The organism is Bradyrhizobium sp. Unk1 (genome assembly GCF_059512345.1).
Genome location: NZ_JCAMOP010000027.1, coordinates 79,717 through 93,092 on the forward strand (window position 1 = coordinate 79,717; position 13,376 = coordinate 93,092).

Here is a 13,376-nt window from a genome sequence, read left to right on the forward strand (position 1 = left end):
TGTCAGACCTTTTGCGAGATGCGCAGCGCCTGCGCAAGATCGTCGATGATGTCGCTTGCCGTCTCGATGCCGACCGACAGGCGCACCAGCTCCTCGCCGATGCCGGCGGCCTTGAGCTGTTCGGCATCCATCTGCTGATGCGTGGTCGAGGCGGGGTGGATCACCAGTGTCTTGGCGTCGCCGACATTGGCGAGATGGCTGATCATGCGCAGCGATTCGATGAATTTTCGGCCGGCGGGTCGCCCGCCCTTGATGCCGAAGGAGACGATCGAGCCGGCGCCGCGCGGCAGCAGTGTTTTTGCGAGCTGATAGTCCGTGTGGTCCTCCAGCGAGGGATGCAGGACCCAATCGACAGCCTTGTTCGACTTCAGCGCCTCCAGAACCAGATGTGTGTTCTGGATGTGCCGGTCCATGCGCACGCCGAGCGTCTCCACGCCCTGCAAGAGTTGGAACGCGTTGGTCGGGGACAGGCAGGCGCCGAAATCGCGCAGGCCCTCGGTGCGTGCGCGCATGATGAAGGCGCTCGTGCCGAACTGTTCGTCGAAGACGATGCCGTGATAACCGCCATAGGGCTCGGTCAGCACGCCGAATTTCCCGGAGCCGCGCCAGTCGAACCGGCCGCCGTCGACGATGGCACCGCCGATCGCGATGCCGTGGCCGCCGATCCATTTGGTCGCCGAGTGCATGACGATGTCGGCGCCAAGCTCGATGGGGCGGCTGAGATAGGGCGTGGCAAAAGTGTTGTCGATCAGCAGCGGAATCTTTGCCTCATGGGCGATAGCGGCGACCTTCGGGATATCGAGCACCTCGAGCCCGGGATTGCCGATGGTCTCGCCGATCACGAGTTTCGTGTTAGGCTTGATCGCGGCGCGGAACGCGTCGAGGTCGCGCGGCTTCACAAACGTCGTCGTGATGCCGAAGCGCGGCAGGGTGTGCGCCAGCAGATTGATGGTGCCGCCGTAGAGCGAGCTCGACGCCACGATGTGGTCGCCGGCATTCAAGAGCGTCGCGATGGCCAGATGCAGCGCGGCCATGCCGCTCGCGGTGCAGATCGCGCCGACGCCGCCTTCGAGCGCCGCGAGCCGCTCTTCCAGCACGCCGGTGGTCGGATTGGAGATGCGCGTATAGATGTGGCCGGCGCGCTCCAGATTGAACAGCGCGGCGGCGTGATCGGAATCCTGGAACACGTAGGACGTGGTCTGGTAGATCGGCACCGCGCGGGCGCCGGTCGCGGGATCCGGATGCTGGCCCGCATGCAGGCTCAGGGTCTCGAAGGCAGGCGGTTTTGGCGCGGGCATGCGTGGCCTCGTTGGTCGGTCGGCGGAGGTGGCCGTTGTGCCATAAAATGGCGCGGCACGTCAGCCCATTGACAGCGGCGAAGGTGCGCCCCCTCGCCCCGCTTGCGGGGAGAGGCGAAGAGTCGCCTCAGCCAAGCTAGCCCCCGATCGCCTGCTCGATGATCCGCGCCTCCCGCAGCAAAATCTCCACCACCTCCTGCTCGCGTCGCGGGCCGAGCCTCGTCCGAACGGCGGAGACGGTGATCGCCGCGGCAGGCCGTCCGTCCGGGGTCTTGATCCAGGTGGAGATCGATTTCGTGCCCTGCACGAGGCCGATCTCCCTCATGCCGTATCCCAGCCGTCTCGCGGCCGTGACCTGGCCGAGCACCGTCGCGACGTCGGTCCGGTAGGCCTCGAATCGCTTCTCGTTGGCCGCGACGATTTTTCGCGCATCAGGCGCCGGCATCGCGGCGAGGATGGCGACACCTGCGCTAGAGACGCCGAGCGGCCGGCGCGCGCCGACCTCGATCGACAGCACCTGGATCGGATAGATTCCGATCCTGCGATCGACGCACAGCGTGTCGTTGCCGGTCCGCACCGTCAGGAACAGCGTGTCGCCGATCTCGGTGGAGGCGCGCCGCAGCGACGGATTTGCGGCGACCAGCAGCCGCGACGGCCGCGGGCGTGCAAGTGCGAGCTCAGGCACCTGGTTGCCGATCGCGTAGCGGCCGGTTCGCTCGTAACGTTCGACGATGCCTTCCTCGATCAGCACGTGGACGATGCGATGCACGGTCGGGCGGGTGAGGCCGGTCGCGCGCACGACCTCGGCCAGTGGCACGCCGTCTTCGCGCCCTGCGGCAAGAATACGCAGCACCGCGAGCGCGCGCCGGATCGCCTGCGCGCCCTGTCGCGGCTCAGGCGTTCCGCGGGCGGATCTTGCGGAGTTCGTCCTGTCCATAATATGGACAAGAACGCCACAATTCACTCGACAGGTAAAGCGCTCATCTGGAGATTGCGCCGCGATCGAGCGCCATGCGCGACGTCACGGCATTCGATATGGAATTGGAAGCGCCGCCGGGAGGTTAACATGAGATTAATCTGGATTGCCATAGCTGCCGCAGCTGCGATGCTGGCGGGACCCGCATCGGGCCAGCAATGGCCGGCGCGCAGCGTCAAGCTGATCGTTCCCTATCCCGCCGGCGGCAACGTCGACAGCGCCGCGCGCATCGTCGCCGACAAGCTCCAGGAAAAGCTCGGCCAGCCCTTCATCATCGAGAACAAGGCCGGCGCCGGCGGCATGATCGCTGGCGAAGCCTTCGCGAAATCGGCGCCCGACGGCTACACGCTGTTCGTCGGCGCCAACGGTCCGGTGCTGTTCGCGACCGAGATCAACAAGCGCGAGGCCTATAACTGGAAGAAGGATTTTCTTCCGATCTCGACGATCTCGATGACGCCGCTGGTGCTCGAAGTGCACCCGTCCGTGCAGGCCACGAATTTCAAGGAATTCATCGAGCTCGCCAAGCGCGAGCCCGGCAAGCTGACGATGGCCTCGCCCGGCCCCGGCACCACCAACCATCTGCTCAGCGAGCTGATGCAGTCGAGCCTCGACCTGCAATGGGTCACCGCGCATTACCGCGGCAATGCGCCGGCGATCAACGATCTCCTGGGCGGCCAGGTGCAGTTCGCGTTCGACCAGCTCACGGTCAGCCTTCAGCACATCAAGGCCGGCCTGTTCCGTGCGCTCGCCGTCACCAGCCCACATCGCCTGAAGTCGTTGCCTGATGTCCCGACCTTCGCCGAGCTCGGCTACAAGGACTTCGACGGCCAGACTTTTACGGGCCTGTTCGCGCCTGCCGGCACGCCGGCGCCGATCGTCGACAAACTTCACGAGACGCTGGTTGCGATCCTGAAAGATCCCGGTGTGGTCGACAAGTTCGAAAAGCTTGGCGGCGAATCCACCCCGATGACGCCGGACGAGTTCAAAGCCTATCTCGTGCGCGAGGACGCCAAGTGGATTCCAGTCGTGCGCAAGGCCAACATCAAGGCTGATTGAGCGATGCGGATCGACCCCACCGAGCTCGGCGCGGAGCGCATCTACCGGCTGATGACCGGCATCGTGGTGCCGCGCCCGATCGCGTGGGTCACGAGCCTGTCGCGCTCCGGCGTGCTCAACCTCGCCCCCTTCAGCGCCTTCACCTTCGTCTCGCAGAAGCCGCCGATGCTCGCCATCAGCGTCGGCCGCAAGGGCGCCGATTACAAGGACACCGCGCACAACATCCTCGATACCGAGGAATATGTGATCCACATCGCCGATACCCCGCTGATGTCCGCGGTGCACGACAGCTCGGTCGAGCATCCGCCTGAAATCAGCGAGGTCGAGCATCTCGGGCTGGAGACGCTGCCGTGCGAGCGGATCAAGGTGCCGCGGCTGGCGGCGGCACCCGTGGCGATGGAGTGCCGCTTCCGGCAGTGCCTCGAATTCGGCGAGGCACGCAGCCGGCTCATCGTCGGCGAGGTCGTGATGTTCCACATCCGCGACGGCCTCGTGAATGACGGCAAGGTCGAGACCGCGGCGCTCGACCCGATCGCGCGCATCGGCGGCCCGCGCTACGCCCGTCTCGGCGAGATCGTGACGCTGAACACCGTCTTCCAGACTCCCAAATCCAAAGACTGAGCGCGCGGCCCATCGCACGGGCCCTTGTGCCTGAAGACCATCGGAGAACACGACAATGCGACTCGTAAGCTATCTCTTGAACGGAGAGCCGCGCTACGGCGCCGCCGTTGAAGGCGGTGTCGTCGATCTGACCAGGCGGATCGGCCGCGACTTCTCCGACGTGAAAGCGTTGATCGCGGCCAATGCGCTCGCGGACGTGCAGGAAGCGGTGGCCGGACAAAAGCCCGACCACGCGCTGGAAGGCCTCGTCCTGCTTCCGCCGGTGCTGGCGCCGGAAAAGCTCTGGTGCATCGGCGTCAACTACGCCGAACGCAACGCCGAGTATAAAGACAGCTCGGACCTGCCCAAATATCCCAGCCTGTTCGTGCGCAGCATGTCGTCCATGACCGGCTCCGGCCAGCCGATCGAGAAGCCGCATGTGTCCGACCAGCTCGATTATGAAGGCGAGCTCGTCATCGTGATCGGGCAGGGCGGCCGTCACATCCCGCGAGAGCAGGCCTTCGCGCACATCTTCGGCATGACCCTGTGCAACGAGGGCACGATCCGCGACTGGCTGCGCCACGGCAAGTTCAACGTCACCCAGGGCAAGAACTTCGACCGCTCCGGCAGCATCGGGCCGTGGATCGTCACGGCCGACGAGCTCGATCCGCGCGGGCCTCATGACATCATCACGCGCGTCAACGGCGAGGTGCGGCAGCAGGACACGACCGAGCGGCTGATGTTCCCGTTCGATTTCCTGATCTCCTATCTCTCCACCTTTGCCACCCTGAAGCCCGGCGACATGATCGTCACAGGCACGCCGACGGGCGCGGGCGCGCGTTTCGATCCGCCGCGTTGGCTCAGGGTGGGCGACGTCGTTGAGGTCGAGTCCAGCCGCATCGGCGTGCTGCGCAACACCGTCGCCGCGGAGCAGTAACCCATGCTTGATACCGCCACGATCGAACGCCTCGCGGCGCGCCTGGATGAGGCCGAGCGCAGCAAGACGCTGATCCCGATGTTCTCGAAGGAATATCCCGACTTCGCCATCGAGGACGCCTACGCTATCCAGCGCGCCTGGACGAAACTTCAGCTCGACCGCGGCCGCATCATCAAGGGGCACAAGATCGGGCTGACCTCGAAGGCGATGCAGAACGCGGTCGGCATCTCCGAGCCCGACTACGGCGTGCTGTTCGCCGACATGTTCTATGCCGACGCCACGCCGATCCCGTTCGACCGCTTCCACGCGCCGCGCATCGAGGTCGAGCTCGCCTTCGTGCTGAAGGCGCCGCTCCGTGGGCCTGACTGCACCATCTTCGACGTGCTCAACGCCACTGACTACGTCACGCCTGCGCTCGAAATCCTGGAGACGCGCATGCATCGCGTCGATCCCGATACCGGCAAGACGCGAAAAGTCATGGACACGATCTCGGACAACGCGGCGAACGCCGCGCTGGTGCTGGGCGGCCGCCCGTTCCGTCCCATGGATGCGGACCTGCGCTGGATCGGCGCGCTGCTGTTCCGCAACGGCGAGGTCGAGGAGACCGGGCTTGCCGCCGGCGTGCTCAACCATCCCGCCAACGGCATCGCCTGGCTCGCCAATCGCCTCGCGCCGCATGACGAACATCTCGCGGCCGGCGAAGTGGTGCTGGCGGGATCGTTCACGCGGCCCGTCGACATCCGCCGTGGCGACACCTTCCACGCCGACTATGGCGTGTTCGGCTCGGTGTCGTGCCAGTTCGTCTGAATCAACACATAAGAGGGAGCGCACCATGACGGGTCAAACGCGCCGCAAGAGCATCCACATCGGCGGCTTCAAGCACGCCAACCCGATTCCCAACGCCTGCCGCATCGGCAATCTCGTGATGTCCGGTGTCATCCTCGGCCGCGATGCGGCCGGCGTGATGCCCGAGGGCCTGGACGCGCAATGCGCCAACATGTTCGCGCACATGAAGGCGACGGTGGAGGCCGCCGGCGGCACCACGGACGACATCATCAAGATGACGGTGTGGCTGAAGGACCGTACGCAGCGCGGCCCGGTCAATGTCGAGTGGCTGAAGATGTTTCCGGACGAGCATTCGCGCCCGGCGCGCCACGCGCTGCCGATGGACAACATGGACGGCGGCGCGCTGGTTCAGTGCGACTTCACTGCCGTGATCGACTGAAGGAGACTCGCGCATGCCGACCTATCTGCCGTTCGACCCGAACCCGCGCCGTCCCATCAAGGCGCCGCCGCCGAAGACCGTCGACAGCCAGTTTCACGTGCTGGGGCCCATCGATAAATATCCGGAGCGTCCCGGTGCGGCCTACCGGATGCCGACCGCGACGTGGGAAGCGGCGCTGCGCGTGCACAAGACGCTCGGCATCGAGCGCGGCATCATCGTGCAGACCACCACGTACGGCGCGGATCATTCGGTCGTGCTCGACGGCCTCGCCGCGATGGGCCCGAATTATCGCGGCTGCGCCAATGCGCTGGTGTTCGCGGAGGCGAACGACGCTTATCTCGCCAAGCTGCATGACGCGGGCGTGCGCGGCGCGCGCTTCAGTTTCCGCCAGGAGCTCGGCGCGGTGCTGTCGGACGCCGATTTCGCCCGCGCCATCGCGCGCATCCGCGAGCTCGGCTGGTACGTGAAGATCCAGCCCGAGAAGGACGGCATCGTCTCCAGCGTCGCCAAGTACGAGAATCTCGACGTCCCCGTGCTGATCGACCATATGGCGCGGCCCGATCCGGAAGCCGGCAAGGCCGATCCGAACCTGCGCAAGATGCTCGAGCTGCTCGCCAAGGGCAATTTCTGGGTGATGCTGTCGCTCGGCGAGAAGACCTCGAAGGTTGGCCCGCCTTACGACGACGTGGTCCCGATCGCGCGCGCCTATATCGAGGCCGCAATCGACCGCTGCGTCTGGGCCAGCGACTGGCCGCATCCCGTCTCCGTCAAGCAGCCGCCCAACGACGCCGACCTGCTCGAGCTGATGTATCGCTACGCGCCCGACCAGGCCGAGCTGGAGAAGATCCTGGTGCACAATCCGGCAAAGCTGTTCGGCTTTCCGGACTAGTCGGGTCGTTCACGATCGGGGGGCATGTTGATGGTCTCGGCACGGCGAAGGCTGCGCTGCCAATCTTGGCCGAGTGCGGCGCTTGCTTTCGTGGGGTGCGCCGTCTCTATCGCAACTGCGGCCGCCGGCAGCGACGCCGTCTCGCCCGTGACAGCATGCGATCGGCTTCAATCGGAGTCCGGTCCGACGATACGCGTGAGCGAGGCCCAGCTGCGTCCGGCGGCCGGCGGGCTGGCCGCTCATTGCGAAGTGCTTGCCTACCTGGACGAGCGAACCGGCGTTGACGGCCAGAAGTTTGCCATCGGCCTGCATCTCAGATTGCCGGAAGCGTGGAACGGCCGCTTCGTGTTCCAGGGGCAGGGAGGCACCGATGGCGTCCTCGGCAGCGGGGATGTGCAGCCCGGTGGCGGACGGCCCAGCGCGCTCAATCAGGGCTACGCGACGGTCACGACAGATGCCGGACACAGCAACGCGCCGGGTCCCCTCGGCGGCGCCAGCTTCGGCCTCGATCCGCAAGCGCGGATCGATTTCGGCTATCGCGCCGACGACGTCGTGACCCGGCAAGCCAGGCACTTCATCCAGACCTATTATGGCCGCTTGCCCAGCTACTCTTATTTCCTGGGCTGCTCCAATGGCGGGCGGCACGGGATGGCGATCACGCAGCGCTTCCCGGAGCACTTCGATGGGGTGGCAGCGGGTGCACCGGCTTTTCGAATGCCCGAGAAGGGTCTTGCGGGGGCCGCGTCGACGCAAGGCTTTGCGGCGATCTCACCGAAGGCCCCGGACGGCCGCCCCATCCTGGCGCAGGCCTTGTCTCAGGCCGATATGGAATTGCTCTCCAGGGCGATCGTTCAGTCCTGCGACGCAGCCGATGGACTTGCCGACGGGATCATCGACAATGTGCCTGCCTGTCGATTCTCGCCGCGCACGCTGCAGTGTACGTCCGAGAAGACCGCCAGCTGCCTCTCCGCTGCTCAAGTCGCAGCACTCGAAAACCATTTCCAGGGGCCGACCACGGCACAGGGGCGCCGGATCTATGCGTCATATCCCTATGACTCCGGAATCGCCACGGAGGGATGGCGGCGCTGGATTCTCGGCACGGCACCCGACAGCCGCGTCAACGCGTTCAACGTGTCCTTTGGAGCGACGCTGGCATATCTCTATATGACCCCTCCGCAGGCGCCGTTACCGAATGAAGCGGAGGCGGTTTACGACTTCTACCGCTCCGTGGATGTGACGGCCGCCCACACGAGAATATTTGCCACGAGCGCGGCGATGCCGGAATCCTCGGTGCAGACGATCTCCGCGAATGCAGTCGATCTCTCCGGTTTCCGTCAGCGGCGCGGCAAGCTGCTGCTCTATCACGGCGTCAGCGACCCAACCTTCTCGGCGCTGGATACGCTGGATTGGTACAAGCGGCTCACGGACGCGGCAGGCGGAGAGAAGGCGACGGGCGAATTCGCCCGCCTCTTCCTTGTGCCCGGCATGAATCATTGTTCGGGAGGGCCTTCCACCGACAGCTTTGACGTGCTGACCCCGTTGGTGACCTGGGTCGAGCAGGGCCGCGCGCCGGAGCGCATCGAAGCTCGCGCGGGTGCGACGACACCCTGGCCGGGGCGCAGCCGGCCGCTGTGCCCCTATCCTCGCCAGGCCCGCTATCTTGGCCAGGGCAGCATCGAGCAGGCCGAGAGCTTCACCTGCGCCGCTCCATAATTCATCCGTCACCGTGACACTCACGGTGCGCGATGCTCACGCTGCCGGCTGCTTCGCCAGCCGATCGCGCGCTTCGGCCGCGATCTCGAACGAGCGCAGCCGCGCGGCGTGGTCGTAGATCTGGCCCGTCGTCATCAGCTCGTCCGCGCCGGTCTCGGCGATCAGCGCCTTCAGCTTCTGCTCGACCGTTTCAGGCGCGCCGATGGCGGAGCAGGACAGCGACTGGCCAACCATGGCCTTCTCGGCCGGCGACCACAGCGCGTCCATGTCGTCGACCGGCGGCGGAAGCGGGCCGGGCGTGCCGCGGCGCAGATTGATGAATTGCTGCTGGAGCGAGGAGAACATCCGCTGCGCCTCCGCGTCGCTCTCGGCGGCGAACACGTTGACGCCGACCATCGCGTAAGGCTTGTCGAGCTGCGCCGACGGCTCGAAGCGCGCCCGATATTCGCGCAGCGCCGGCATCATCATTTGGGGCGCGAAATGCGAGGCGAACGCGAAAGGCAGCCCGAGCATCGCCGCAAGCTGCGCGCCAAAAGTGCTCGATCCCAGGATCCAGAGCGGTACCTTCGTCCCAAAGCCGGGCACGGCGCGGATAGCCTGGTTCGGCTGGACATCACCGAGCAGCGCCTGCAACTCCAGCACGTCGTGCGGAAAATTTTCGGAAGTCGTGGCGAGGTCGCGCCGCAATGCCCGCGCCGTGAACTGGTCGGTGCCCGGCGCGCGGCCGAGCCCGAGATCGATGCGCCCGGGATAGAGCGACTCCAGCGTACCGAACTGCTCGGCGATGACCAGCGGCGAATGGTTCGGCAGCATGATCCCGCCGGACCCGACCCGGATCGTCCTGGTCCCGCCCGCAACATGCCCGATCACCACCGACGTCGCCGCGCTCGCGATGCCCGTCATGTTGTGATGCTCGGCCAGCCAGAACCGCTTAAAATCCCAGCGCTCGGCATGCTGGGCGAGGTCGAGCGAATTGCGGAACGCCTGCGCCGCATCGCCACCTCTTCGGATGGGAGCGAGGTCGAGCACGGAGAAGGGGATCATGGGTGGGTACCGGGTGGGAGTGCGATGTGCGCTGCGGCCTCACATGTAGTGGCTCATTATGGAAATGTTAGCGCGCCCGTAGCGCGCAAATGCAATCCAAATCTGCTGCGCTAACGTCAGAGACGATGTAGCGGGCCAGGATCTACCTTTCTGCTTCTCAAGAGCGAAATCGTCCTCCGTTACTAGTTTTGGCTCAGCCCCCAGCGGTCGAGATGTGGCCGGCACCTTTCCCGTTGGCGGCAGCTACAGCAAGCCGCGCTTGTGCTGGATGATGATGATAACGCGAATGATGCAGTCCGATACCGACTCGCCGGGCCGCCGTGCCTTGTGCAGCATTTGCCACGTCACCTCATCGATCTGTATCTGCCATTTGCCGCTTGCCAGGCGTTGTCCGGTATCGTCGGACGGGAACTCGGCCGCAATCAGAGCGCGGCACTCGTCGGTGATTTCAATTTCCGGCATTGTTGGTCGTTCTCGCGGACGGTGTGCTCGCGTGCAGCCCTCGCCCGATCTGGAGAGATCAGCCAGTTAAATCGCGGTAACAACCGATCCAGCCGAAGCCGATGCCGATCGTCCTGACCGTGGACGAGGAGCGCGACATCTGGACGCAGTCGCGGTAGGGCGCTGCGGCGCCACCAGTGGATGCCTGCTGAATATTGAGGGATGCGGCGCTGACAAGAAAGATCATTCAACGGCTTGGGTCTCGTTCGCGCAGCCGTGACGCTCGAGTCGTCGGGCTCCCGTCGTCGCCGGACATTGCCAATCCTTCACAACCTTAATGCGGTTTAACGAGGTTTCCATAAGCGGTGCGAGTAAACCGCGAGTCGCCGGGGGCGTCCTCCAGACACGAGATGACGCCGTGAAGTTTGACGAACAGGAACGCACCGCGCTGACGGACGCTGGGTTTTCCGTCGCCGACAACAGCAAGGCTGCCTACGTCGAAGCCGTCGTGGTGATCGCCCCGTACGACGCCGAAACCTATTGGCTGACGTTCGCCCTGCCGAATGATGCCAAGATCGTGTGCGTTGTGCCACGCGACCAGATTGCCGACGCGATCACGGATAACCACGCAGCTCGGCGGAACCAACTTCAGTGAAGCTGACCTTTCCTCATGCAAGGCTGAAGGCGCTCTGGAACGAGGCCGTCCGGCAATGGCCGGTTTCGGTGCGAGCCATGAACGGTCGAGATTCACCCGGTTTCTGGCTTGTCGGTGGCCAAGGCATCTATCTCGTGCATAACGGCGCCCGGCCTCGGGGCAGCGTGACTCTGGCCTACGCAAACGAATGCGACCCGCTCAGGGTGCCGGTCCAAACCTGGTCGGGTATCAAGCGCGCCATCTTCGGCGATAACGATGGGAGGGAATTCGTCGATCTGGTGATGATCGGCACTGCCGTCGATGCCGGCGCCGACGTCGAGGTGACCTTCGAGCCCGACACGATGACGGTGGCTGTCGTCGAAAAAGGAGCGGCGAGCATACGACTGCAATCGCTGCGCATCCGGGACAAAAATGACACCGCGTCAGGACGCAGTCGTCGGGTTTGAGTCTGAATCTCGGCTAAGGACCAGACGCGGTATCTCGGCCCGCTACTCTCTCCAAGCCCCGCACGTCGTTGTCCTCCCAGTCCTCCCATTCCACGTTGTTGGTTTCGAGATAACGGGCGACGGCTACGCCGATTGTCGGGAAGAAGTAATGCTCTCCAAGCTGCGCGAAGAGGCCAAATCTTTTCAGCTTGTCCTTCACGGGATCTTTGAGTTCGGCAAAACAAAACTCTATGCCTTGCGCGTGCAACGATCGGTCCAGTTCGGCAACCACGTCGCAGGCGGTGACGTCTACGCTCGTGACCGGCTCCGCGGCAACAACTAGCCAACGCACGGGTGTTGGCGATGTCGCTACGGCTTCCAGGACGCGTTCCCTGAAGAATTCGGCGTTGGCAAAAAACAGAGGTGCATCCCAGCGAAACAGGACCAGCCCGGGGACCCGGCGCGCATCCGGATATCGTGTGATGTCGTGATAGCCTTTGACGCCGTAGGCGCGCCCCAATACGGCGGAGTGTGGGCGCCAACCGTCCCACAGGAACTCGATGATAGCGATTGCGATCGCAAGACCAATTCCTGGAATGACTCCGAGCACTGCTACACCGACAAAGCAGACGATCGCCAGCCAGAATTCCCACCGTTGAATGCGATAGATTCGTTTGAGATCGGCAACTTCAATCAAGCCAATCGCCGATGCGATGACGACGGCGGCCAATGCGGCGGTGGGTAGATGTTGGAGCAGGCTCGGCGCGACCAGGAGGAGCAACGCGATGGCAAGCGCGCCTACGACGCTGGTGAGTTGAGTGCGGGCACCGGCGGCTTCCGCAACGGGTGTCCGTGAACTACTGCTGCTGATCGGGAAGCCCTGGAAAAATCCCGTCGCCAGATTGGCGGCACCGAGCCCGACCATCTCTTGGTTGGGATCGACCCGAGACCCCAATCGTGCAGCGTAGGCACGTGAAAGTACGCTCGTATCGGCAAACGAAACCATCGCTACTGCACAACCGCCGATCAGCACCGGGACGAGGTCGCTGGAGGTGATCCATGGGACAACGAAACCCGGCAGGCCCTGGGGAAGGGGGCCCAGCACCTTGACGCCGTATTGCGTCCCGAGATCAAGTACCCCGACGACGAGCGTAGCCCCAACGACCGCGATCAGAAGCCCCGGTACCCGCTTGTTGTTCCTGAGAAGCAGGATCACGATCAACGTGGCGAGGCCAATCGCGAACGCGACCCAGTTTATCTGCCCCCCAAGGATCGCGCTGACAATCGCCCACAGGCTTCGCAGTGGCCCCTCGCTCTCGATGGAAAAGCCGAAGAGCTTAGGCAGCTGGCTGATCAATACGGTCAGGGCAATTCCGTTCATATACCCGTAGCGTATCGGCTTCGAGAGAAGCTCGGTGATAAAGCCAAGGCGCGCGACACCAGCCAGGATACAGACCGTCCCTGAGACAATCGCCATCATGCCCGCGAGTGTCACGGCCCGCAGGGGATCGCCCTGGGCCAAGGGAGCGATGACTCCAAGGAGTATTGCCGCCAGCGCCGAGTCCGGGCCAAGGACGAGAATGCGGCTTGGGCCGAACAGCGCGTAGGCCAGCAGCGGCACGATCGTTGCGTACAAACCGTAGATGCCCGGCAGGCCCGATGCAGCTGCATAGGCAATGCCGACCGGGACCAGCATTGTCGCCAGGACGATGCCGGCGAAGATATCGTGCGGAAGCCATGCTGCCTCATATTGACGGAGAGTGTCGAGTCCGGGCAACCAGCGCTTCATTGATGGTCTCTCCCAGCCCGCATTGAGCAAGTTTGCCCCGCATGATGTGTTGGATCGATCAGGCTATTACGCCCGCAGCAGGCTGAACAGTGACCCGGCGCTATGGCCGAAGCAGCACAGCGGGCCACATGGGTGCCAGCCGGCACCAAGTCTTCCCTGCGCCCTCTTCACGGAAGAGGGGGAAGGACCAAAACCGAACTCGGGCGTTTCATGCCGCGAGAATGGCGTTCGTTAGCGGCTGTTTGACTGGCCTGTGCCTCCGTTCACAACCCTGTTATTGCGACCTATGGCGCCCTTCGTCTCAACTGGGCGTTTTGCGCCTGTTGTT

At 64.4% G+C, this 13,376-nt stretch carries 15 protein-coding genes; 9 read left to right on the plus strand and 6 right to left on the minus strand.

Annotated elements, in window-relative coordinates; all coding sequences use genetic code 11:
- Positions 1-2: 2 nt before the first annotated feature.
- Together AC5ZFO_RS30200 and AC5ZFO_RS30205 are read right to left on the minus strand one after the other, a co-directional pair.
- Complete coding sequence (locus AC5ZFO_RS30200) at positions 3-1,298, minus strand: O-acetylhomoserine aminocarboxypropyltransferase (RefSeq protein WP_282519698.1); 1,296 nt, start codon at positions 1,296-1,298, stop codon at positions 3-5.
- 136 nt (positions 1,299-1,434) lie between these two features.
- Positions 1,435-2,235, minus strand: coding sequence for an IclR family transcriptional regulator (locus AC5ZFO_RS30205; protein WP_282519699.1), 801 nt, complete (start codon positions 2,233-2,235; stop codon positions 1,435-1,437).
- 129 nt (positions 2,236-2,364) lie between these two features.
- On the opposite strand from AC5ZFO_RS30205, the gene AC5ZFO_RS30210 reads away from it, so the two are divergent.
- The 7 genes from AC5ZFO_RS30210 (at position 2,365) to AC5ZFO_RS30240 (ending at position 8,694) form a co-directional block, all read left to right on the plus strand.
- Positions 2,365-3,330, plus strand: a complete 966-nt coding sequence (locus AC5ZFO_RS30210) for a Bug family tripartite tricarboxylate transporter substrate binding protein (protein WP_282519700.1) — start codon at positions 2,365-2,367, stop codon at positions 3,328-3,330.
- A gap of 3 nt (positions 3,331-3,333) precedes the next feature.
- Positions 3,334-3,951: a flavin reductase family protein gene (locus AC5ZFO_RS30215; protein WP_014491471.1), complete on the plus strand. Its 618-nt coding sequence runs from the start codon at positions 3,334-3,336 to the stop codon at positions 3,949-3,951.
- 55 nt (positions 3,952-4,006) lie between these two features.
- The gene (locus AC5ZFO_RS30220) at positions 4,007-4,867 is read left to right on the plus strand and encodes a fumarylacetoacetate hydrolase family protein (RefSeq protein WP_282519701.1); all 861 of its coding nucleotides are present in this window, start codon (positions 4,007-4,009) and stop codon (positions 4,865-4,867) included.
- A gap of 3 nt (positions 4,868-4,870) precedes the next feature.
- A complete protein-coding gene (gene hpaH, locus AC5ZFO_RS30225) occupies positions 4,871-5,674 on the plus strand; it encodes a 2-oxo-hept-4-ene-1,7-dioate hydratase (protein ID WP_282519702.1) in 804 nt (267 codons plus the stop codon).
- Between the two features lie 25 nt (positions 5,675-5,699).
- Complete coding sequence (locus AC5ZFO_RS30230; RefSeq protein ID WP_282519703.1) at positions 5,700-6,092, plus strand: RidA family protein; 393 nt, start codon at positions 5,700-5,702, stop codon at positions 6,090-6,092.
- Between the two features lie 13 nt (positions 6,093-6,105).
- Entirely contained in the window at positions 6,106-6,981 is an 876-nt protein-coding gene (locus AC5ZFO_RS30235; RefSeq protein ID WP_282519704.1) for an amidohydrolase family protein, read from the plus strand.
- 195 nt (positions 6,982-7,176) lie between these two features.
- Entirely contained in the window at positions 7,177-8,694 is a 1,518-nt protein-coding gene (locus AC5ZFO_RS30240; protein WP_282519705.1) for a tannase/feruloyl esterase family alpha/beta hydrolase, read from the plus strand.
- 36 nt (positions 8,695-8,730) lie between these two features.
- Here AC5ZFO_RS30240 and AC5ZFO_RS30245 read toward each other — a convergent pair whose 3' ends face one another.
- The 3 genes from AC5ZFO_RS30245 to AC5ZFO_RS30255 all read right to left on the minus strand — a co-directional run bounded on the left by AC5ZFO_RS30245 (position 8,731) and on the right by AC5ZFO_RS30255 (position 10,426).
- Positions 8,731-9,738: an LLM class flavin-dependent oxidoreductase gene (locus tag AC5ZFO_RS30245; protein ID WP_282519706.1), complete on the minus strand. Its 1,008-nt coding sequence runs from the start codon at positions 9,736-9,738 to the stop codon at positions 8,731-8,733.
- A 243-nt stretch (positions 9,739-9,981) separates the two neighbouring features.
- Positions 9,982-10,200, minus strand: a complete 219-nt coding sequence (locus AC5ZFO_RS30250; RefSeq protein WP_028151408.1) for a hypothetical protein — start codon at positions 10,198-10,200, stop codon at positions 9,982-9,984.
- A 58-nt stretch (positions 10,201-10,258) separates the two neighbouring features.
- Complete coding sequence (locus AC5ZFO_RS30255; RefSeq protein WP_282519707.1) at positions 10,259-10,426, minus strand: hypothetical protein; 168 nt, start codon at positions 10,424-10,426, stop codon at positions 10,259-10,261.
- A 171-nt stretch (positions 10,427-10,597) separates the two neighbouring features.
- On the opposite strand from AC5ZFO_RS30255, the gene AC5ZFO_RS30260 reads away from it, so the two are divergent.
- Both AC5ZFO_RS30260 and AC5ZFO_RS30265 read left to right on the plus strand, forming a co-directional pair.
- Positions 10,598-10,834, plus strand: coding sequence for a hypothetical protein (locus AC5ZFO_RS30260; protein WP_282519708.1), 237 nt, complete (start codon positions 10,598-10,600; stop codon positions 10,832-10,834).
- Positions 10,831-11,280 (plus strand): DUF3085 domain-containing protein, encoded by a 450-nt coding sequence (locus AC5ZFO_RS30265; RefSeq protein ID WP_282519709.1) that lies wholly within the window; start codon positions 10,831-10,833, stop codon positions 11,278-11,280. Before AC5ZFO_RS30260 ends, AC5ZFO_RS30265 begins: the two co-directional genes overlap by 4 nt.
- Before the next feature lie 13 nt (positions 11,281-11,293).
- On the opposite strand, the gene AC5ZFO_RS30270 is transcribed toward AC5ZFO_RS30265, so the two are convergent.
- Positions 11,294-13,048, minus strand: coding sequence for a SulP family inorganic anion transporter (locus AC5ZFO_RS30270; RefSeq protein ID WP_282519710.1), 1,755 nt, complete (start codon positions 13,046-13,048; stop codon positions 11,294-11,296).
- Positions 13,049-13,376 lie beyond the last annotated feature (328 nt).